Raw genomic sequence first — 21892 nt, forward strand, 5'->3', positions numbered from 1 at the left:
TAAGTGCCTGATTCGCATATGAATTCAGGCAAATTTGTAACGACCTTTGACAAGTCAAAGTGTGACTTTTATTATCCTGCGAGATTGTTTTGAGCAGGATTCGGACGCGTCTCATTTGCATTCACGCATAAAGAGCCGATTATTCCGACTTTCCCAGGAGAACCGATGCAGCACTTCGTACTTCATTCCATGGCGCGCCTGGCGGTAGGGGTTGTGATCGGCTGCAGCGTGATCGTGTCGAGTGCAGTGCAGGCTGATACGGTCTTCAAGGACACGGAAGTCCGTGCCGACGCGAAGCCGGAAGCCAAGCCTGGTCTTATCTCCAACGTCATGACCAAAACCGGCGACGTCGTCATGAACGCGCTGGGCATGATTGGTCTGCGCTACCGTTTCGGCGGCAATACGCCGGAATCGGGCCTCGACTGCAGCGGCTTCGTCCGCTATGTCTTCAACGACACGTTCGGTTTTCTGCTGCCGCGCCGCGCTGTTGAAATGAGCCGCGTTGGCACCAGCGTCGAGACGGCTGAACTGCGTCCGGGCGACCTGGTGTTCTTCAACACCATGCGCCATACGTTCTCGCACGTCGGCATTTATATCGGCGACAACAAGTTTGTGCACGCGCCCTCCACGGGCAGCAAGATTCGCGTGGATGACATGACCGCCTCGTACTGGGTGTCGCGCTACAACGGTGCGCGTCGCATCGAAGGCAACTCCGGCACCCCGATCAAGGACGGTGCCGACAACTTTGTCGAGCAGCTCAAGCGCGTGGATCCAAACGCTGCCGGCAAGCCGCTGGCACTGTATGGCGGCTGATCCGCTCGGCTCCAAACAAAAAGACCGCCACGGCGGTCTTTTTTGTTGCCCATCGAGTCAGCGTCAGTGTGCGGTCACGGCGGTCTGCGGCAAGCGCAGCTTTTCGCGCAGCAGCGGCATGGCGGCCTGTGCGGCTTGCTCGCCGGCGAGAATGGCCTCGTTGCGCGCGGTAAAGTCGCTGCCCTTCACAAACGGCAAGGATGGCGTGATCACCACGTCGGCTTGCGCCAATTCGGTCTTGTTGATGCTCTGGCCCATGATGGCCGTTGTCTGCAGCAGCATGCTGGCCTGACCCGAGACCGCCTGGTTGGACGGGTCTGCGGAGATGTTCACCGCAATCACGAACGTCGCGCCCATCTGCTTGACGTACGAAACGGGCACTGGCGCCACCAGCCCGCCATCCACATATTGGCGCCCGCCGATCGTCACCGGTTGGAACACGCCGGGGATGCTGCACGACGCGCGCACTGCCTGACCGGTATTGCCGCGGCGGAACAGGATCGGCTTGCCGCTGGCCAGATCCGTGGCGACGATGCCTAGCGGAGTGCGCATCTGTTCGATGGTCTTCTGCTTGACGAGGCGGTTGATATATTTCTCCAGCGCCTCGCCCTTGAGCCAGCCGCCAAAGCGCGTACCGAACGGCAGTGCCCAGTCGGCAATCATGGCCTCGTCCATCTTGAGTGCCATGCGATTCATCTCGAGGCCAGACATGCCCGACGCGTAGATGGCCGCCACCACGCTGCCTGCGCTTGTGCCGGTAATGAAATCGATCTGGATGCCTTGCGCCTCCAGCATCTTGATAACGCCGATGTGCGCGAAACCGCGCGCGGCGCCACCGCCCAGCGCCAGCCCGATGCGTACGGGCTGGGTGGCAGGCTGCGCCGTGGGCGGCAGCACGGCCGTCGGCGGCGTCACGGGGGTTTCAGTCTTGCCGGACGAAAAGCCCGTCACGGTGCAGGCAGAGAGCAGGGAGGCGCCGGCGGCACCCAGAAAGAGGCGGCGTTGCATGGATCGATTTGGAGAGCCCAGGTACCGCGCGAAGGTGCGCGGCCGGCCGCCATTGTGCCAAAGATCGAGGGCAGGCTGGGCGCGCCGCTGCCGTCAGTTGTTAGGCCTGAGATGGATTCGCCCGTCTCCTGCTTTGATGGGCGGGCCATCCTTGAACCGGGCGTTTTTGCGCCAGTCGTGCACATCCGCGACATTCGGCTGAGCCTTTCACTCAAGGTCTCGCAAATCTTCAAGGGCTGCCTGGATGCCTGAAACTGACGATCGACTCGATGGAGCCCATCGAAGCTGACCTGTTGCTCCTGCTGGCGACGCTGCGTTTTCGCCTGGAGCCTCGGCTGGAAGGCTCCGGCATCGCCCCGCGGTGGGAGGTGTAGGAGCTTCCAGCGCGCTGCATGTCCTGCGCATCGTGCAGGAGAGCATCGCCAACATCCTCCATCACACTCGTGCCAGCGAGATTCGCGTGGCCATCGCCCGCGTGGGGGAGGGCGTGACGGTGAGCATCGACGATAACGGCCAAGGCTTCGACGTAAGGCAGGCGCTGGGCACCGCCGCCGGGCGGGGTTTGCACCATCAGCAACGCTGCGCCCATGCCATCGGCGGCAGGGTGGATTGGCATTCAGGGCCGATGGGCACGCACTTCATGCCATGGCTGCCGCTGGCCCGCTGAGTCATCCCGCCGGCAGTACCAACCAGGTGGCCCCCACGCGAACGCGACGGCAAGAGAGCAGGGCGCGGTTGCTATAATTTGCGTTTTGACAGAGGCCGCTGATGATCCCGTTGCGCGGCCTTGTTCATTTCGCCCTTCCTATGACTCAGCGCGTCCGCACCCGTTTCGCCCCCAGCCCGACCGGCTTCATCCACCTCGGCAACATTCGCTCGGCTCTTTATCCGTGGGCCTTCGCTCGCAAGATGAAAGGCGATTTCATCCTGCGTATCGAAGACACCGATGTTGAGCGCTCCAGCCAGGAAGCCGTTGATGTGATCCTGGAAGCGATGGACTGGCTGGACATGGACATCGACGAAGGCCCGTTCTATCAGATGCAGCGCATGGACCGTTACCGTGAGGTGATCGCCCAGATGGTCCAGCAGGAGTTGGTCTACCCCTGTTACATGAGCACGGAAGAACTCGACGCTCTGCGCGACGCACAACGCGAGCGCGGCGAAAAGCCCCGCTACGACGGCACGTGGCGCCCCGAGCCGGGCAAGGTTCTGCCGACCCCGCCGGCTGGTGTGCAGCCCGTGATGCGTTTCAAGAACCCGATTGGCGGCAGCGTGGTGTGGGACGATGCAGTCAAGGGCCGCATCGAAATCTCCAATGATGAGCTGGACGACCTCGTCATCGCGCGCCCGGACGGCACCCCCACGTACAACTTCTGCGTGGTCGTCGACGACATGGACATGCAGATCACCCACGTGATCCGCGGTGACGACCACGTCAACAACACGCCGCGCCAAATCAACATCCTGCGCGCATTGGGTGGCACACCGCCGGTCTACGCCCACCTGCCGACCGTGCTCAATGAGCAGGGTGAGAAGATGAGCAAGCGCCACGGCGCCATGAGCGTGACCGGCTACCGCGATGCCGGCTACCTGCCCGAAGCCATCGTCAACTACCTCGCCCGCCTGGGCTGGGCACATGGCGATGCCGAGATTTTCTCGCGCGAGCAGTTTGTCGAGTGGTTCGATCTGGAACATCTGGGTAAGTCGCCCGCGCAATACAACCCCGAGAAGCTCGCTTGGCTGAACAACCACTACATCAAGCAGGCCGACAATGCCCGTCTGGCTGAACTGGTGAAGCCGTTCATTGAAGAGCTGGGCGGCAAGGTTGATGGCGGCCCCGTCCTGGCGGATGTGATTGCGCTAGTGAAGGATCGCGCCAACACGCTACGCGAAGTCGCACAGACCGCGCTGCTGTTCTACCGCACCGATCTGACCATCGAGCCGGAGCTGGCCGCACAGCACCTGACTGACGACGTGCGCCCAGGGATTGCCGCGCTGGTCGAGAAGCTGAGCGCGCTGCCGGAGTGGAAGCGCGAGGCCATCGGTGCAGCTTTCAAGGAAGTGCTGGCTGCGCAGGGCTGGAAGATGCCCAAGCTGGCCATGCCGGTGCGCTTGCTGGTGGCTGGTCAACTGCAGACGCCGTCGATTGACGCGGTGTTGGAACTGTTCGGTCGCGATGTCGTTCTGCGCCGTTTGGCGGCGTGACGGGTGCACCGCAAAAAAATTTGCGAAAGGGTATTGCCAAGCGCTAAACAGTTCCCCTATACTCTTGTTTTCGCTGCAACACGAAGCGAATTGCAGTAAGAAGCAAGCAGTAAAAGGTAGTAACCCAGGCAGTACCCAAAGCAGTGCATCGGGGCTATAGCTCAGCTGGGAGAGCGCTTGCATGGCATGCAAGAGGTCAGCGGTTCGATCCCGCTTAGCTCCACCAAAATGCCGGAAGGTTCGATTCAAAAATAAATTTGAAAAGAAGCTTCCAAAACGCAAAGAAGTACGTTATGATAGCGGACTTCGCAGCGTAAGACAGAAAGCGTTGCAAAACAGTTTCTGTCCCCTTCGTCTAGAGGCCTAGGACATCACCCTTTCACGGTGAGTACAGGGGTTCGAATCCCCTAGGGGACGCCATAACAAGAGCTTAACCAGAAGCTCATTCGCAAAGCCAGTCTCTAGCTGGTTTTGCAACCGACACGGAGCGGTAGTTCAGTCGGTTAGAATACCGGCCTGTCACGCCGGGGGTCGCGGGTTCGAGTCCCGTCCGCTCCGCCAAATCAAAACCCGCTGCTTGCAGCGGGTTTTTTCTTTTCTACTTTCCATTCAATTCAATTGCGGTAATTGCCCTGACTCCGTGTTTTTAAAGCCGGAGGTCATCCGTCGTTTAACGCATGGCTTTAATCGGCAGTGCGGCTGACGCGGTTGAAATAGCTAACCAGCAGGGCGCCGGCCACCATCAAGCTCAAGCCATTGGCTGCCCAGAAGCCTGCAGCCCCGCGCAGTGCTGTAGCCCCGTCTCCCAAAAGCCCGAAGCCAAGCACATAGCCACCGCCCAAACCAACGCCCCATAGCGAGAGCGCGTAGATGACGGTTGGGATCAGCGCGATCTTGTAGGCGCGCAGAATGAACGCGGCCATCACCTGCAATGCATCGAACATCTGGTAGAACGCGATGAAGGGCAGCAGCGGCACCGCAATCGCCAGGACGGCCGCGTCATGCGTGTACAGGCTGACCAAATCGTGACGGAGCATCAGCACTGCGGCACCGACAATCGCCGCACATATCACTGCCAGCTTGATGCCGTTCAACGAGATGCGCCGCGCGGCTGTGCGATCGCGGGCGCCGATCGATTGTGCTGCCAGCGTGGAGGTCGCAATCGACAGCGACAGCGGCACCATGTACGCCACCGCCCCGAGGTTGGCGGCAATCTGATGCCCGGCGAGTACCACCGTGCCCAGCCGCGCAATGAAGATCGCCATCAGCGTGAACGAGGTGATCTCAATCAGGTAGGTGAAACCCATCGGTACGCCCAGGCGGATCAACGCCCATAGCCGCGCACGATTCGGCGGCGAGAACTGCGTGAAAATCTTGAATGGCTTGTATGCCGGATTGCGCTTCAGGATGGCCGCGCCGGCGGCAAACCACAGCCAACTGATGATCATGGAGGCCAGCGCACAGCCTGGGCCACCCATTGCCGGAATGCCCATGCCGCCGTATAGGAACAACGCGTTGAGCGGGAACTTGAGCACAAGGCCGCCGAGCTGCAGCACCGTTACCATCACCGGGCGCGACAGCGCGTTGTTCAGCGCCGAGTAGATCCGGAAGCCAAGCGCCGCAGGCAGTGCGAGTGCTTCATAGCGCAGATAGGCGGTCGCCTTTTCCGCCAGTTCCGGCGAGGCGTTTGCCAGATGGAGCAGCGGGGCTGGAAACCACAGAAGCAGCATGCCGATGGCGGCCAGCACCAGCCCAAGCCAGATGGCCTGGCGGACCTCTTCACCGATCTCGCTGTGCCTTTGCGCGCCGTACAGTTGTCCTGCGATGGGCGAGAGCGCCTGAAGCACGCCCATCAGGCTGATGTAGACGGTGACGTAGATCGACCCGCCGAGTCCGATGGCCGCCAGATCTGCTGCCGATGCACGCCCGGCCATCGCCGTGTCGAGTACTCCGAAGGCGATGACGGCCAGTTGGCCAATCAGAACCGGCCAGGCAAGTGCAGCAATACGGCGGACATCCGTGGCGAACATTGGGCGCTGCAGTGCTGTTACTCGCGCAGCTTGCGCCGGCGCGTGGTGGATGGGGTTGGTGGTGGATGTGTTGCGGCGCCAGCTTCCGTCAGGCGGTACATGCGGAAGTGCTCGTCTCGGTCGGCGGGGCGGCGGCCTTCCCAGATCAGATTCCACTCGTAATTCGAGACGCGCGAAGGTGCGCCATAGTCGTACGGGTCGTGGCGCAGGAGGATGTCGCAGCTGTCTTCCGGGTTACCGAAGCGGATGTGGCCGAAGTAGGCGAACGATGCGAGCTGTGCATCGCCCATGCGAATCGGCTGCACGCAGGTATACGTGCGCGGCAGCGCGAGTGCGGCCGATTGTGCGACATCGCGGTAGGTCTTGGCGTAGTTGATGGTGGGCAGCCACAGCGTCATCATCAACACCCACATCAGGGTGGTGCCGGCCGCAGAGATCACCACCGCGCGCCAGATGGCCTTGGGTGCGCGCGACGTGCGCCATATGACGATGAGCACCCACGCGGCCGTCACCAGCAATGCGCAGGCCAGCGCTGTCCAGCTGAACTCTGGCCGATAGCCGGGCACGATGCGGTACACGTTGCGCGCAAGTTGCGGCGGAAAGCCCGTCATCTTGGCGATCCACAGCAGCCATACCGTACCGCCCAAAACGGTGAAGGCCAGCAGCGCAAACCAATCGATTGCGCTGATGGCGCCACGCTTGAGTGTTGGCAGGGCAAACGTGGCCATCACCGCCATCGGCGGGATCAGCAGCAGGAAGCCGTCGTCACTCGGTTGCTGCTGCAACAGAAGCAGCAACAACTGGGGGGCAAGCATGGCCAGCGGCAGCACGATATGCGGCGCCTTGCGCATGCCGCCCCAGCTTTTCCAGGCCCACGCGGCCAATGGCCATACTGGCCACGCGAACAGCGGCAGGTTGCGCGCAATGTAGCCAAGCGAATGCGTGGTTGGGCCAGCATACTGGTGGCGGTCGAAGCGTGCCCACTCGCGAACGAAGGCGACGGCATCGTTTGGGTTGGTGGCCAGCAGGTAGGCCGTGGCTGGCCACGAGCAGCCGAGCACCACCGACACTGGCAGCGCCACGGTCAGCAGCGGGCGCAGCGGCAGTACGCGTGTTGCCCGCGCGGCGGCAAGCACGGCGACGGTGATGCCGAGCGGCAGGATCGGTCCGCCCGCAAGCGCTAGGCACCCAACGCCGATGCCGTAAGTCAGACTGCCTTGGATGGGCTTGTCCAGCGCGCGGATCAACCCGTACGCCGTCAACGCGACAAAGCATAGCGAGCCAACCAGCGGCGTAGTCTCGTGGCCGCGCTGCGCCAGGCCCACGCAGGCGAGAAAGATCAGCAGGGCGCCGTCGGCCAGCGTGCGGCCGTAGTCGCGTGAGTTCGGTTGTCCGCCGAAGACGAATTCGAAAGGCTGGACTTCAGCGCGGCGGCCGAGCAGGTAAGCGCCGTACCAGATGCAAGCACAGGTGACAAAGAAGAAGAGTGCCGTCGCCAGGCGCGACGCATCTGACGGGCCAAACCACTGGCCGAATACGCGGATGAATGCGCCGCCGATCCAGAACACCAGCGGGCCGGCTTGCGCGACCGGGCGGCCGACGATGTTCGGCATCAACCAGTCTTGCGCGTTGCCGGTGGCCAGCGTCCACATCGCGCCGAAGCCGGCGGCGTCTTCGTTCTTCCACGGGTCGCGCGAGAACAGGCCCGACAGGCCGTAGATCACGCAGATGGCAAGCAGCAGCCAGCGCGGCAATTCACGGGTGGCGGCGGCAGTCAGGCGGATGCGCGAGACGCGTGTGGTGTTCATCGGGTGTCAGACCAAGCGAGCCCGGCCGCGGTTGCACGGCGGCGTGCAGATCGTAAGAAGGGGCAGGTGAGAGGCCTGCCATTGTGCCGAGAAACAAAAAAGGCAGCCGGAGCTGCCTTTTTTTTGACCAGTGAGACGGGTCATGAGGTGAGCCGTCTCCGGCGCCGGTATTACTTGGCAGCCTTGCCGATCTTGCTGCCGAACTTGTTGCGGAACTTCTCGACGCGACCAGCCGTATCCAGAACCTTTTGCTGGCCCGTGTAGAACGGGTGCGATTCGGACGAAACTTCGATCTTGGCCAGCGGGTATTCCTTACCGTCTAGCGTGATCGTTTCCTTGGTCTGGATCGTCGAGCGGGTGACGAACTTGAAGTCGCTGGACATGTCCTGGAACACGACTTCGCGGTAATTCGGGTGAATGCCTTCTTTCATGATGGGCCCTGGTGTTGAGGTAGCCAACTCGAGACGCGCTACAGGTGCTTTGGTGAGAAATCGCACCGTGCGACCAGTCGTCGAATCACTTGCCGGGTGGAGAAACGGTGATTATGCCAGAGAAACAAGGGCTTGGGCAACGCGCCGGTTGCAAAATACGTGGCCGCTACGCACCGAAAAGCGCTGCATTGGTCGCTTTTTTGCCACCCGTGGATCAATGCGTAGCCAAGCGCTCGATTGTGAGGGTGCCGCGCCCGTCCAGGTCGAGGGTTTGCTGTCCCCCATGCGCAGCGAGGTGTCCAGATTCACGGACCACGCGTCGATCTTTGCGGGCGTCAGAGTGTCGGGGCGGACGGATCTGCTGACAGCGTCACCCGTTGCGCTTCCGATTGACCGTTGAGCTGTGCCATTGCGCTGAAATTGAGCGGCGCTGCCGATTGAGCAAACATGGCACCTGCATCGAAGCGCAACGAGAGCAGAAACAGAACAGCGTGAAGCGCGCGACGTGTCGTCATGTCGGGAACCCCTCCTGGCGTTGCTCGGCAAGCAGCATGCGGCGTGCCGGATCCTGCAGGTAGAACACCTGCAGCAACGCATACAGCGTGGGCAGCGTATCGAGCAGTGAGGCCGGTTCGACAAAGAACACCTCGGAGGCCACCGCGAAGAACTCCGCCGGATGCTGTGCGCCGTACGGATCGAGCAGCGAGAGGATGGGATCGCCGTCCCAGTGATGCTCCGGGATCCGCTCGCAGCGGTCTGCAAACGCGTCGTATTCGGCGTAGAGGTCGTCGGCCCATTGCTCGCGATCGATGCCGGCATGCAACTGCGAGGAGAACGCTGGAATGCCATCCGACTCGCCGTTGAGCATGTCGAGCTTGTGTGCAAACTCGTGCATGACCACGTTGTACGGCTGCGCGCCGGGTTGGGCCAGCGCGCCGCCCAGCTCGATGTCCTGCCACGAGAGGATGACCGGGCCGTGCTCCCACGCCTCGCCAGCAGCTTCTTCGCGCACGTTGTGCACGACGCCGTCTTCGTCCATCACCTCCCTGCGGATAACGAACTCGCCGGGGTAGATGACCACGCCGCGCCAGCCGCGATACCACGTGATGCCCAACTCCAGGATCGGCACGCTGGCCTGTACTGCAATGCTGATCACCATGTCGTCGGTGAGCGGCAGGTCGTGGGCGGTGGTGAATTCCTTCTCGGCGATGAAGAGCATGGCTGTTTCACGCAGGCGCGCCAGGTCGGTCTCGGGCCAATCCAGCAGAAAGGGCAGGCCAGCGAGTGCGCGCGACCAATGCGTGTCGGAGATGGCGTAGCGCGTCAGACGCCGCGAGCGCGCGCGGCCGGAGAACCAGCGGAAAACGGATGAAAGCATGCGCCCAGTATATCGGCGCGTGCTTTCGTCCCTGGTGGGGTCAGGCCACAGACAACAGCCGCGCGCCCCGCTGATTGGCGACGTACACGGCTTCAGTGCGGCTGCGGACTTTCAGGCGCCTGTACAGCGTGCTGATATGCGCCTTGGCGGTGGCCTCGGAGATGTTCAGCATGCGGCTGATGGTCTTGACCGGGTGCCCGCGTGATAGCAGCACCAGAATCTCGTACTGGCGCGGCGTAATGCCCAGCAGCTTGGGATCGGTTTGCGGATCACCGGCAAGCGCGGGATTGGGTGTGCCGTCTAGGCGGGACTCTGGCAGCAGCGCGCTGGCCGGGATGTATTGCCCACCCACCAGCACCAGCTCCAGCGAGGCCGCGATAACCTCGCCGGGCGAATGCTTGAGCGTATAGCCCGACAAGCCCATCTGCATGAGCGTGCGGATGATGTCGGGGGATTCGGATTCGGCCAGCACGACCACGTGGCGCGCGTGCGGCCTGTGCATGATCTCGCCGATGGCAGAGAGCTCGTCCAGATGTGGGAGCGGCAGGCCGATCACCAGCAGGCCTGCGTCGGCATTGGATTCGATGGCGTCAAACATGCCGTCGTCTGGCTCGACGACGGTGACGCCGGTGACGCCTTTGAGCGTCCGTAACAGGTGCGCAATGCCCGTACGCACCAACGGATGGGCTTCGATCAAAACAGTGTTCATCGTTGTTCTCGACCTGTTACCGATCTTGCGAACATCCTTCGTCGCTCCAAGCGAGAAACAGGCCGGAGCAGACCCCCGTTCCGAATCATTTTAGTGGCGTATCACGAAAATGACAGGCGCCACGGCCATGCCTCGGGACCCTCGTTGACGCATTCTGGCTACTGTAGACCAGTGTTCGCCAGGGCGCGTCATTCACTCAATGGAAGCGTTCGACCCTTTGGCCGGGTTTTGCGGCGATGGCTGTTTCGACCATGACACAAAAACACCCGCCAAACCGGAGCGATTGATCTTCCACGTGCTGAATATCCCGTAAAAACAAGGCTTTAATCGTCTTGGCACGGATGTCGCTCCACCGTCATTCGGGAGGAGCGAGCCATGCCAATATCCGCGCAGCGCCGTGCTCGTCGATTGCCGTTCTGGTGGACGATCGATATGACCGGAATGGTCGCGAGTCATGCGGCCATGGTCGTCATGGTGCCGGCGCTCGCAGAAGACGGCGACATCATTAAGCAGCGCACATTCGCACTGCGTATCGCCTATCGAGGCGTTCTCACCGATACGTTGCCGGTGCGAACTGCGCTCGGTCCTTATCCCACCCGCGCATTCGATCTGTCCAGCGGCCCTGTCATGTCGGTGCTCTCCGACGGCGAACTGAGTACGTCGCATGCGTGGCTTAACAATCCATCGCGTGAGGGGCAGGGCGCAATCCCCCCGGAAGTGGGGGTTGGGCGACGGGCCGCTGCCATGCTCAAGACCCATCAGACGGATCTTCACAGTGTGTGCGGGCGCGGCACGCCGGCCATCGCAGGTGCGGCGGTTGCGGGCAAGCGCATGCGGTGCTATCGCCCATATTTGGGGACAGTTTTGGAAGCCGCACTGTTAAGCCATCCGAGCGTCGCTTTCACGTTGATTTACACGGTTGCAGCACGGTCACGGGGTGTCCGGTTGAAGGCCCTCTGTGACGAAGCCGATGCTTGGGGTGTGGGCGGGTGTACCGCCGTGCATCGGCTGGCGCGGCTCGAGGTACGGCCAATGTGCGTTGCAAGCGTAGCGTTGCCGCAACGTGCTTGTCGGCGCCGAGCATCCATCGCATTCACGCAGTGTGACCAGATTGAACCACCCGCCGGCGGTGCACTGCCGGACGCGGTGGCGCAGACGGGACGTGTCACGTCCAACGCTTTCGTGCTCCGTCCCCCGGCGGGCACTTTTTTATAACGGCAATTCAGGCAGGGGAGATCAACATGCAAGCCAATCCGATTGCTTTTGCAGCCCTGGCGCCACTGCTCATATGGTGACCAGGACTGCGTTGCGCAACAGGCTTGCGAAACGGCATTGCCTGTTACGCAACTACTGCATAGGGCGACCGCCCAAAACAATCGGGGCGCAGCACGCAGGCTCCGCCCCGACACGATAAGGAAGACCGGCGATGAAATCAGGCCGAAGCCGAATGCAACGGATGTTCCGCGCGGATGCCGTGCTTCTGCATCAGCCGATACAGTGTCACGCGGGATACCGCCAGCTCGCGCGCCGTCATGCCCATATGGAACCCGTTGCGGGCGATGGCCGTGCGGATGGCATCGGACTCGGCGCCTTCGCGCGCCTCTTCCAGCGTCTGGCCCGATACGGATGCGTAGCCTTCCAGGTGCAGGTCTGCAGCGGAGATCTTGCGGTTGTCTGTCATCACCAGCGCGCGGCGCACGCGGTTGATCAGCTCGCGCACGTTGCCCGGCCACGGGTAATGCATCATCGCGTGCAGCGCGCACGGCGTGAAACCGCGGATGCGGTGCGAGGCTTCGCTCGCGTGCTGGGCGAGGATGTGTTCGGCGAGCAGTACGATGTCGCTGCCGCGCTCACGCAGCGGCGGTACCGACAACGTCAGCACACACAGGCGGTGGAAGAGGTCGGTGCGGAATCCGCCGTGATGCTGGGCCGCCTCCAGATCCACGTGCGTGGCCGAGATGATGCGGATGTCCAGCGGAATCGCCTGATGCCCGCCCAGCCGCGTAATCGTGCCTTGCTGCAGGAAGCGCAGCAGGCTCACCTGGCTTTCCAGCGGCAGGTCGCCGATTTCATCGAGGAACAGCGTGCCGCCGTTGGCATGCTCGACCCAGCCGATATGGCGCTGGTGCGCGCCGGTGAAGGCACCTTTCTCATAGCCGAACAGCTCGGACTGAATCAGGTGAGGAGGGATCGCGCCGCAGTTGATCGCGATGAACGGACCACTCGCACGTGCCGAGGCCTCGTGGATGGCCTGCGCGGTCAACTCTTTGCCCGTACCCGATTCGCCGGCGATGAAGGCCGGTGCGCTGTTCTGCGCAACCTTGCGAATGGCGCGGAGCAGATTGTGCATGGCTGGGCATTCGCCCAGCATGCGGGCATTGTTCCCCTTGGGAGCCGGCGTTGCTTCCTGCGCGAGGGACGCCATGCCCCATGCATGACGCAGGGAGTACGCGGTCTCTTCCGTGCGCAGCGGCATCTGCACATAGTCGACGCAGTAATCGCGCACGAGCTGCCGTACACGTTCATGGCTCAGCATGGCGGGCGGCAGCGCGGCGACCCAGCCCACGCGCGGCACCTGCATGCAACGCTCGAGCAGATCGAGATCGGCCGCCGAAAAGGCGCTGCTGAAATCGATCAACCCGGCCTTGGGCACACCGTCTCGAATGGCGCAGCCAAGCTCGCGCATCGATGTTACGCGCCGCACGTGCCAGTCTGCTCCCAGAATCGTTTCATCGATCTCCCCCATCCCCGCACGTGACGCGACTACGACGGTTCGGCACGCACCAGTACATTCCAGCGACGCTTCTCGCATGGTTTCCCCCGTTCGATTTTTGGTGATTCCCTCCTGCTCTGGATCAAGCGGCTCGGCCCAGGCAGGTTTGCAGTATGGTTGCCGTGTTTCTCTTTTGCGATGACGTTTAAGGACGAGGGAAGCAAACGGTTGCGCGCCGCGCTCGTAATGCAAATGAACTAGCGAATTTCACAACTTTGCCGAGGAAATCCGCTGCCAAATCAAGCTGTTGACGCGGCAATAAAAAAGCGCACCGTTGCGGGTGCGCTTTTCGGTACGTGCCGGAGAAGTCTGGAGAGACTCAGCCGCCGCGTCGCATCATGTCAAAGAACTCGGCGTTGTTCTTGGTCGACTTGAGCTTGTCGAGCAGGAATTCCATCGCCTCGACTTCATCCATGTCGTGGATGAACTTACGCAGAATCCACACCTTCTGCAGGATGTCCGGCTTGATCAGCAGCTCTTCGCGGCGGGTGCCCGACTTGTTCAGGTTGATGGCGGGGTAGACACGCTTCTCGGCCAGGCGGCGCTCGAGGTGCACTTCCATGTTGCCGGTGCCCTTGAACTCTTCGTAGATCACGTCGTCCATGCGGCTGCCGGTTTCGATCAGCGCCGTGCCGATGATGGTCAGCGAACCACCTTCTTCCAGGTTACGTGCCGCACCGAAGAAACGCTTCGGGCGCTGCAGCGCGTTGGCATCGACACCACCGGTCAGCACCTTGCCCGAGGTCGGCACCACGGTGTTGTAGGCGCGTGCCAGACGCGTGATCGAGTCCAGCACGATCACCACATCCTTCTTCAGTTCAACCAGGCGCTTGGCCTTTTCGATGACCATTTCGGCCACTTGCACGTGGCGCACGGCCGGTTCATCGAACGTCGAGGCGACCACTTCGCCGCGCACGGTGCGCTGCATTTCGGTCACTTCTTCCGGACGTTCGTCGATCAGCAGCACGAACAGCTCGGCTTCCGGGTGATTGGTCGCGATGGCGTGCGCAATGTGCTGCAGCATCACAGTCTTACCCGACTTGGGCGACGCCACCAGCAGCGCGCGCTGGCCGCGGCCGATCGGGGCGATCATGTCGATGATGCGGCCGGTGATGTTCTCTTCGGCCTTGATGTCGCGTTCGAGGATGAGCGGCTTGTTCGGATGCAGCGGCGTCAGGTTCTCGAACATGATGCGGTTCTTGACCGCCTCGGGAGGCTGCGTGTTGACCTTGTCGACCTTCACCAGCGCGAAGTAGCGCTCGCCGTCCTTCGGGGTGCGGACTTCGCCTTCGATCGTGTCGCCGGTGTGCAGATTGAAACGGCGGATCTGCGACGGGCTGATGTAGATGTCATCCGTGCTGGCCAGATACGACGTTTCCGGCGAGCGCAGAAAACCGAAGCCGTCGGGCAGCACTTCCAGCGTGCCGTCACCGAAAATCGTTTCCCCCTGTTTCGCCTTCTTTTTCAGGATGGCAAACATCAACTCTTGTTTGCGCATGCGCTGCGCGTTATCAATCTCCAGCTGTCCCGCCATTTCCAGCAATTGGGACACGTGCAGGGATTTCAGTTCTGTCAGATGCATAGACGAAAGATGAGGGAAGGGCCCGAATGGGCAGCAAGGCACAAAGAGGGAGAAACGGGGGGAGGGGGAACAGGTCGAGCGAACGCTCGGGGAAACAGATTCGGTGCAATCTTAGCACAACGCTGGCAGGCTTCCAGGCGGAAGATTGCCAGCGTTGTACCTGGGCGGCGGGATGCGCTCCGCGCCGCGGTCGAATATCGACTTACAGGTGGCTATCCAGGAACGCGGTGAGTTGCGACTTGGACAGTGCCCCCACCTTTTGGGCGGCCACGGCGCCGTTCTTGAACAGGATCAGCGTCGGGATACCGCGAATGCCGAACTTGGCCGGCACGCCTTGGTTCTCATCGACGTTGATCTTGGCGATTTGTACCTTCTCGCTGTAGTCCTTGGAGACTTCGTCCAGGATCGGGGCGATCATCTTGCACGGACCGCACCATTCAGCCCAGAAATCGACGAGCACGGGTTTGTCGGACTTGAGCACATCGGCCTCGAAGGACGCGTCGCTCACATACTTGATCTGTTCGCTCATGGCGGGAACCTCTGTTATTTCGTAATAGCTGGCGACGTGCGCCGAACCCATACATTACACGATTACGCGAACCGGCGTGTACTGCGGCCACTGCCAGTGCGGATGCTGCTGATATAGTACCGGCGCCCCCATTTTCAACCGTTGATTGTCGCTATCACGCCGATAGGGACGGCTTCGGTCTTTGCACTCGCTTCATCGCCATCTTCCCTCGCCGCATGCAGACGCTTGCCTTCGCGCCCGGCCCAGCATTTCTCTCCCGCGCCGCCGATGCGACGTGGCGCTTTCTGGACGCGCACGCACAATCGTCCGGCGCCGGTACCATCGTCGTGCCGACTGCCGCGCAAATCCCGGGTGTGCGCAGCGCCCTCCATGCCAGCGCCCAGGCGTCCGGCACGCCACGGCTGCTGCCGCGCATTCTGACGCTCGGCCACTGGCTGCTTGACCTACCGCCGGAGCCGGGTTTGCCTGCTGCGCGTACGACGCTCTCGCGGCTGCTGGCCGTGCAGCAGGCGCTCAAGACACAAGCGTGGCTGCGCGAAGCGCTCGGTGCCCAGGATGATGCGGCGCTGTGGGGAGTGGCGCAGGTGATGGTCACCGTGTCAGACGAGTTGTCGCAGCGGTGGCTCATGCTTGATGCGGCCGACAGCGATGCGCAGGAGCGTCCTGACGCGCTGGAAGCGGCGCTGGCCGAAGCGCTGGAGCGCACGTACGCACAGTTGTCCGAACGCTTTCTTGGTACGGAATCGCGCATCGTTCTGACGTTCTGGCGGTTGTTGTCGGGGGCGGCAGATCCCATTCCGGTGCGGCTGCATGCCATGCGGCGTCTGCTGGAGGCATTGCAGGGGCCGATGGTCTGGATGAGTCCGACCGATCCCGAAGCCGTTGATCTCGATTTCCTTCAGCGCGCAGCTGAACACGTGCCCGTGCTGGCGATCGGTTACGACTGGAACGCGCGCGGGGAGGTGTCTTCCAGCTGTCCGGTCACGCATGCCGATTTTCGCGATCTGCTGTTGCATGCCTGGCCCGAGTGCGCCACGCCGGCACAGGCTGCGCACGAGGATTCCGATACCGAGCTTTCTGCGCCGGTCTTGCACATCGCAGGTGCGGCACGTTTTGAGGACGAGGCGGCCTTTGCCGCCCACACGCTGGTCGATTGGCTGAATGCCGGGCGGCGCTCGCTGGCGCTGGTGGCGCAGGATCGCATCGTCGCGCGGCGTGTGCGAGCGTTGCTGGCGCGCGTGAACGTACCCGTGCGCGATGAAACCGGCTGGAAGCTTTCCACCACACGTGCCGCCGCCGCACTGATGCGCTGGGTGGACGTGGTGCAGGGTGACGGCGATACCGCAGCGTTGCTTGATCTCATCAAGAGCCCGTTCTGTTTGCGTGATATCAACACTGCGGCAGATGCCGGCATCGCTACGCCCGCGTGGGTTGCTGAATTGGAACGCCGCATCCGCAGGCACAACGTGTCGGGCGGATGGGGGCGTCTGCGCCGCCTGGTGGCCGATCGCCCCGCCGAAGAGGCCGACGGCGAGCCGCAGGTCAGTCGCTTGGCTGACCGCTTAGGGCTGCTGGCCGACGAAGCTGCGCTGTGGCGTCGCGCTGGCAACGCCACGCTCGAAGCGTGGGTCACGCTGCTGGCGGGCACGCTCGACCGCCTGCACATGCGCACTGGCCTGCAGAACGATGATGCGGGGCGCCAGTTGCTCGACTGGATCGACCGGCTGCGTGCGTCCGTACACGGTAGTACGGATGCAGCTGCGCGCTTCTCACTTACGGAATGGCGCGCACTGCTGTCGATGCTGCTCGAATCGGCTGTCTTCAGCGAGCCGGCACCACCGGCGGATCGGCGTGTCGTCATCCTGCCGTTGAACGGCGCACGCATGCGGCGTTTCGACGGCGTAGTGGTGGTCGGTTGCGACGATGCGCAGTTGCCGTCCGCGCAGCCGGAATGGCTGTTCTTCTCGAACGATGTGCGTCGCGAGCTGGGCTTGCCGGACCGCGCACAACGTTTCGCTCAGCAGGCACGCGACTTGGCGGAGGTGCTGCTCAACCAGCCCGAAGTTGTGCTGACCTGGCAGCGCCACGGTGGGCGCGGAGAGCCGAACCGTCTTTCCGGTTGGCTGGAACGTTTGCAACGGCGGCTGGCCGTGGCGGGTGTGCGGATCGACATGCCGGTCGCTCTGCCGAACCTGCAGACCCGTCCTCAGCCGACCGGTATGCCCACGCCGGCCGCGCCCGCGCTGGTGCCATCCACACTCAGTGCCGCGGCGTATAACAGTCTGCGCCGCTGCCCATACCAATTTTTCGTCGGCCGCATGCTGCGGTTGGGTGAGCTGGAAGAGGTGTCCGACGAGTTGGAGAAGCGCGACGTCGGCGAGGTCCTGCACGCGATCCTGCACCGCTTTCATCGGCATTTGCTGGACGCGCCGATACACGACCTTGTGGATCGACAGGCGCTGCTGCAATCCATCACTGACGAACAATTCGGCCCGATGTTGGCGGAGGATGGCAACGCGTTGCGCTTCTATCGTCGCTGGCAAGCCGTGATGCCGTCGTATCTGGCGTGGCAGGCCGCGCGCGAGGCCGAGGGCTGGCACTTTGAAGCGGGTGAGGTTGATGTCGATACATCGATCACGTTACCGGATGAGCGCCCCCTGCGCTTGCGCGGCCGCATAGACCGCATCGACGCGCATCGCGAACACGGCGTGGCTGTGCTGGACTACAAGACGCAATCGCCCATGGTGCTGGTGCGGCGTGCCAAGACGCCGTTCGAGGATTGCCAGTTGCCGTTCTACGGCGTGCTCGACGCGCGTGCCGATGCGGGCGGCTGGGTCTCGCTCGACGGTGAAGCGCGCGGCGATAAACGCGACGTCGCTTTACCGGACTTCAAGCAAGTGGTGGATTGGCTGTTGGAGCAGATGGAGAAGGACATGACCGCCCTGGCTGCCGGCGCACCGTTGCCGGCCTTCGGCGATGAATCTGCGTGCCGTTACTGCGCAGCGCGTGGCCTGTGCCGCAAGGGGTACTGGACCGAAGGCGCCCCACGCGAACCAGCGGAGGGGCAGGCATGAGTGACCACGCTTACGAACGCGACGGCAGTCCGGTCGCACCCGAAGACTTCTCGCGCGCTGCGTGTGATCCACTGCGCTCGGTTGTGGTGGAGGCCTGCGCGGGCAGCGGCAAGACATGGCTGCTGGTGACGCGCATGCTGCGCTTGCTACTGGCCGGTGCGGCACCGTCGGACATTCTTGCCATCACCTTCACACGCAAGGCGGCCGAAGAAATGCGCCAGCGCTTGCTGGACATCCTCGCGCAACTGGCGAGTGCTGATGACGAAGGCGTCGTGCGTGAGCTGATCGCCCGCACTGTCGACGAGCGTGAGGCCCCACTGTTGATCGAGGCGGCTCGCGGGTTGTATGCGCGCGTGTTGGAGTCCCCGCAGCGCATGGCGATCGATACGTTCCACGGTTGGTTTGGTTCGTTGTTGCGCGGGGCACCGCTGTCGTCCGGCGTGCCGCAAGGAGCATCGCTGCGTGAAGATGCGGGGCGGTTGCGCCGTGAAGCCTGGGCGCCGTTCTGGCGTGGCCTGCTGGCGGAAGATCACGCCGAGCTGCGCGCCGCGTACGAGACGCTTGCGGACTTGGTGGGTGACTTTCAGGCTGGGCGCTTGCTTGACGCCATGTTCCATCAGCGCAGCGACTGGTGGGCCTACAAAGCGCAAGCCGGCGAGCATCCGCTGAGCCCGCTCGATGATTTGCTGGGCGACGACGCACATACCGATCCGCTGATCGAAGCGTTGCAAAACCAAACCTTGCTGGCCGACATGCTGCGCATATCCGGCTGGTTAGGGCAGGGTGGTGCGACCGAAGGCAAACGCGCGACGCAGATTGAAATGGCAGCCACGTCCGCACGTTCGACCGATGTGTCGGATGCATCCGCCCGCAAGCAGGCTTTCGATGACCTATTCGGCGCGTTCCATACGCAAGCCGGCAAGGCGCGCGCCTGCAAGCCGACCAAGGCACTCATCAAGGCGATTGGCGATGATCAGGCGCAGACCTTGGTTGCCCTGCACACCACTGTGTGCGAAGCGCTGACCGTCTATCAGGCACGCCGCCAAGAGATGCATGTGCGCGCCGTCAACGCAGCGCTGTTCACCCTGGGCGATGCGCTTATCGATCGCTATCAGGCCTACAAGCGCCAGGCGCGCGCAATGGACTTCACCGACCTGGAATGGGAAGCCGCCCGCCTGATGCAGGACGAAGAGACGGCGGCTTACCTGCAGGTGCGGCTTGATGCGCGCTACAAGCATCTGCTGCTCGACGAGTTTCAGGACACGAACCCGATGCAGTGGCGCATTCTGCAAGGCTGGCTTGCCGGCTATGCGGGTACGGGCACGCAACCGAGCGTGTTTCTAGTGGGCGATCCGAAGCAGTCGATCTATCGTTTTCGCCGTGCGGATGCACGCTTGTTTGACGCCGCACGCGAGATGCTCGTCGCGGACTTCAACGCCACCGTGCTGCGCACCAACCGGACGCGCCGTAATGCACCGGCCGTGCTGGAGTGGGTGAACGCCGTGTTCCTGCAGGCGCGCGCCCGGGGTGACTATCCGATCTACGCGGAGCAAAGCACAGCAGTCGATGCGCCCATCGGGCAGGCGTTGCTGCTGCCGCTGGTGCCTGTGCCTGAAGCGGCAGAAGCCGACGCAGCCACACCGCGCGACACGCTCACCGAACCGCGCGAAGAGGCCGGTGACTCCCAGCGCTATGACGAGGGCCGGCAAGTGGCTGCTTGCCTGCGCGCGCTGCACGCCGGAGAGCGCATCCGCGAGAACGGCGTCGAACGCCCGGTGCGCTGGAGCGACTTCCAATTGCTCGTTCGCCGCAAGCGCTATCTGGCCGACTATGAACGCGCGCTGCGCGATGGCGGTGTGCCGTATGTGAGCCCGCGCAGAGGCGGCCTGCTGGCAACGCTTGAAGCGCTGGATCTGTGTGCGCTGCTGGACTTCTTGATGACGCCGCAAGCGGATCTGTCGCTCGCGCACGTGTTGCGCAGCCCGATCTTTGTGGCGTCTGATGACGATTTGATCCGGCTCGCGCAGGCAGTCGACGGAACGTGGTGGGCCCGCCTGAGCATGCTGGCACAGCAAGCCGAGACTGCCCCAGCGTTGCGCCACGCGCATCGTATGCTGTCACGCTGGCTGGCAGTGGCACCCACGCTGCCCGTGCACGACCTGCTCGACCACATTGTCTATACCGGCGAGCTTAAGCGCCGTTACGCCGAATGTGCACCGGCCGCCAATCGTGAACAGGTACTTGCGAACCTGGATGCATTCCTCAAGCTCGCACTCGACCTGGACGGCGGCCGCTACCCGAGCCTGCCCAAGTTCATGGCCGAGCTGCGCGCCATCCGTCAGGGCGATGAAGACGAAAGCCCCGACGAAGGTATGCAGAGCGATGCCGCTGACGCGCCTGACGCCATCGACGCCGAACTCGCAAGCGAAGGCCTGGATGCTGCGCAGATCTTGACTGTGCACGCATCGAAGGGGTTGGAGGCGCCGTTCGTGGTGCTGCTCGACACCCACCACAGCGATACGCGCGCCGACAGTGCCGGCATCCTGATCGACTGGCCGCCGGGTGCCGAGGCGCCCACGCATTTCTCCGCCTTCGGCAAGACGGCTGAACGCGGCCTTGCACGCGACCCGTTGTTCAAGCAGGAAGAAGACCTTGCCGAGCGCGAAAACTGGAACCTGCTGTACGTGGCAATGACGCGCGCACGGCAGGCGTTGATCGTCTCTGGCGTGGCCAACAAGCGCGACGCGTCTGCGGCGCAAGCAACAGACGAGGGCGACGTGCCGGATGTAGATGGCACCGCAAGCTGGTACACGTTGCTGGCAACGGCGGGTGTGGCTTCACCCGCGCCGATGGTTGAGGCCGCTGCCAATACGGATGTCTTTGCTGCTGAAGCCGAGGTCGTCTCGTATCACGATTTCCGGGCGCCGCTTACGGTCGCGGTGCGTGTCGGTAGCGCTGTTGCACAGGCGGACGGCGCGGGCGATCCGGTATTCGATCAGGGCGCTGTCGCGCAAGGCGAATTGCTGCACGCCGTATTGGAACGCCTGACGCGCCGCGGCGTGCCCGAGCAGGCTCCGGACGCGGCAACCATCGCGCGCTGGTTCGGCGCAACCGGTGCGACGGAAGCCGATGCCGCCCGCACTGCCGAAGCCGTGCGCCGCATGCTGGCTGCCAAAGCCCTGACGCACGTGTTCGACCCCGCGCACTTCGACGTGGCCCACAACGAAATCGAGCTCTTCAGCCCCGACGGCGCATTGCTGCGCATCGATCGCCTGATCGAGCGCGGTGATGACATCCTGGTGGTGGATTACAAGTTGCGTCTTTTGCCGGTCGAACGTGCAGCCTATGCCGATCAGTTGCGCGGCTACGTGGCCGCCGTCGCGCCGATGTATCCGGGCCGCACGGTGCGTGCGGGTGTGGCGACCGCGCAGGGTGACTGGATTGATTTGGAGTCGCTGCAGGAATCACCACGCAAGCCGGCACAGTCGTCACATGACGATAGCCAAGGCGCGCTGTTCTGACGCTGGCGACACAAACAAACGGGGGAGGGGC

General features: G+C 62.9%; 15 protein-coding genes, 3 tRNA genes and 1 pseudogene. 9 read left to right on the forward strand and 10 right to left on the reverse strand.

Annotated elements, in window-relative coordinates; all coding sequences use genetic code 11:
* Positions 1 to 165 precede the first annotated feature (165 nt).
* Positions 166 to 813, forward strand: coding sequence for a C40 family peptidase (locus C404_RS38785; RefSeq protein WP_021194152.1), 648 nt, complete (start codon positions 166 to 168; stop codon positions 811 to 813).
* Between the two features lie 63 nt (positions 814 to 876).
* Here C404_RS38785 and C404_RS38790 read toward each other — a convergent pair whose 3' ends face one another.
* Positions 877 to 1821, reverse strand: coding sequence for a patatin-like phospholipase family protein (locus C404_RS38790; protein WP_021194153.1), 945 nt, complete (start codon positions 1819 to 1821; stop codon positions 877 to 879).
* Between the two features lie 213 nt (positions 1822 to 2034).
* Here C404_RS38790 and C404_RS59220 point away from each other — a divergent pair.
* The 5 genes and pseudogenes from C404_RS59220 to C404_RS38810 form a co-directional block, all read left to right on the forward strand.
* Positions 2035 to 2488, forward strand: a pseudogene (locus C404_RS59220) (sensor histidine kinase); the annotation flags it as partial.
* A 140-nt stretch (positions 2489 to 2628) separates the two neighbouring features.
* Positions 2629 to 4026: a glutamate--tRNA ligase gene (gltX, locus tag C404_RS38795; RefSeq protein WP_021194155.1), complete on the forward strand. Its 1398-nt coding sequence runs from the start codon at positions 2629 to 2631 to the stop codon at positions 4024 to 4026.
* A 150-nt stretch (positions 4027 to 4176) separates the two neighbouring features.
* Positions 4177 to 4252, forward strand: a tRNA-Ala gene (locus C404_RS38800).
* Positions 4253 to 4370: 118 nt separating this feature from the next.
* Positions 4371 to 4446, forward strand: a tRNA-Glu gene (locus C404_RS38805).
* 64 nt (positions 4447 to 4510) lie between these two features.
* A tRNA-Asp gene (locus tag C404_RS38810) sits at positions 4511 to 4587 on the forward strand.
* Positions 4588 to 4709: 122 nt separating this feature from the next.
* Here the strand turns inward: C404_RS38810 and C404_RS38815 are convergent.
* The 6 genes from C404_RS38815 to C404_RS38840 form a co-directional block, all read right to left on the reverse strand.
* Complete coding sequence (locus C404_RS38815) at positions 4710 to 6056, reverse strand: MATE family efflux transporter (protein ID WP_021194156.1); 1347 nt, start codon at positions 6054 to 6056, stop codon at positions 4710 to 4712.
* Positions 6057 to 6073: 17 nt separating this feature from the next.
* Positions 6074 to 7864 (reverse strand): ArnT family glycosyltransferase, encoded by a 1791-nt coding sequence (locus C404_RS38820; protein ID WP_021194157.1) that lies wholly within the window; start codon positions 7862 to 7864, stop codon positions 6074 to 6076.
* A 170-nt stretch (positions 7865 to 8034) separates the two neighbouring features.
* Complete coding sequence (locus C404_RS38825; RefSeq protein ID WP_021194158.1) at positions 8035 to 8295, reverse strand: type B 50S ribosomal protein L31; 261 nt, start codon at positions 8293 to 8295, stop codon at positions 8035 to 8037.
* Between the two features lie 335 nt (positions 8296 to 8630).
* Positions 8631 to 8810 (reverse strand): hypothetical protein, encoded by a 180-nt coding sequence (locus tag C404_RS38830; RefSeq protein WP_021194159.1) that lies wholly within the window; start codon positions 8808 to 8810, stop codon positions 8631 to 8633.
* A complete protein-coding gene (locus C404_RS38835) occupies positions 8807 to 9673 on the reverse strand; it encodes a zinc-dependent peptidase (RefSeq protein ID WP_021194160.1) in 867 nt (288 codons plus the stop codon). Before C404_RS38835 ends, C404_RS38830 begins: the two co-directional genes overlap by 4 nt.
* Positions 9674 to 9713: 40 nt before the next feature.
* Positions 9714 to 10382, reverse strand: a complete 669-nt coding sequence (locus tag C404_RS38840) for a LuxR C-terminal-related transcriptional regulator (RefSeq protein WP_021194161.1) — start codon at positions 10380 to 10382, stop codon at positions 9714 to 9716.
* Positions 10383 to 10757: 375 nt separating this feature from the next.
* On the opposite strand from C404_RS38840, the gene C404_RS58835 reads away from it, so the two are divergent.
* Positions 10758 to 11597 carry a hypothetical protein gene (locus C404_RS58835; RefSeq protein ID WP_021194162.1) on the forward strand — a complete coding sequence of 280 codons (840 nt, stop codon included), beginning with the start codon at positions 10758 to 10760 and terminating at the stop codon, positions 11595 to 11597.
* Between the two features lie 217 nt (positions 11598 to 11814).
* Here the strand turns inward: C404_RS58835 and C404_RS38845 are convergent, their stop codons facing one another.
* The 3 genes from C404_RS38845 to trxA form a co-directional block, all read right to left on the reverse strand.
* Entirely contained in the window at positions 11815 to 13194 is a 1380-nt protein-coding gene (locus C404_RS38845; protein ID WP_031329163.1) for a sigma-54 dependent transcriptional regulator, read from the reverse strand.
* Between the two features lie 280 nt (positions 13195 to 13474).
* A complete protein-coding gene (rho, locus tag C404_RS38850; RefSeq protein ID WP_021194164.1) occupies positions 13475 to 14737 on the reverse strand; it encodes a transcription termination factor Rho in 1263 nt (420 codons plus the stop codon).
* A 202-nt stretch (positions 14738 to 14939) separates the two neighbouring features.
* Positions 14940 to 15266 (reverse strand): thioredoxin TrxA, encoded by a 327-nt coding sequence (trxA, locus tag C404_RS38855; protein ID WP_021194165.1) that lies wholly within the window; start codon positions 15264 to 15266, stop codon positions 14940 to 14942.
* Between the two features lie 215 nt (positions 15267 to 15481).
* Here trxA and C404_RS38860 point away from each other — a divergent pair, with 215 nt between their 5' ends.
* On the forward strand, positions 15482 to 18340 hold the full coding sequence (locus C404_RS38860) for a PD-(D/E)XK nuclease family protein (RefSeq protein WP_021194166.1): 2859 nt from the start codon (positions 15482 to 15484) through the stop codon (positions 18338 to 18340).
* Positions 18337 to 21861: a UvrD-helicase domain-containing protein gene (locus C404_RS38865; RefSeq protein ID WP_021194167.1), complete on the forward strand. Its 3525-nt coding sequence runs from the start codon at positions 18337 to 18339 to the stop codon at positions 21859 to 21861. The genes C404_RS38860 and C404_RS38865 overlap by 4 nt, the downstream gene beginning before the upstream one ends.
* The last annotated feature ends 31 nt before the right edge of the window (positions 21862 to 21892 follow it).

The sequence above is a fragment of the Ralstonia sp. AU12-08 genome, assembly GCF_000442475.1.
In the GTDB taxonomy this organism is placed as follows: Bacteria; Pseudomonadota; Gammaproteobacteria; order Burkholderiales; family Burkholderiaceae; genus Ralstonia; species Ralstonia insidiosa.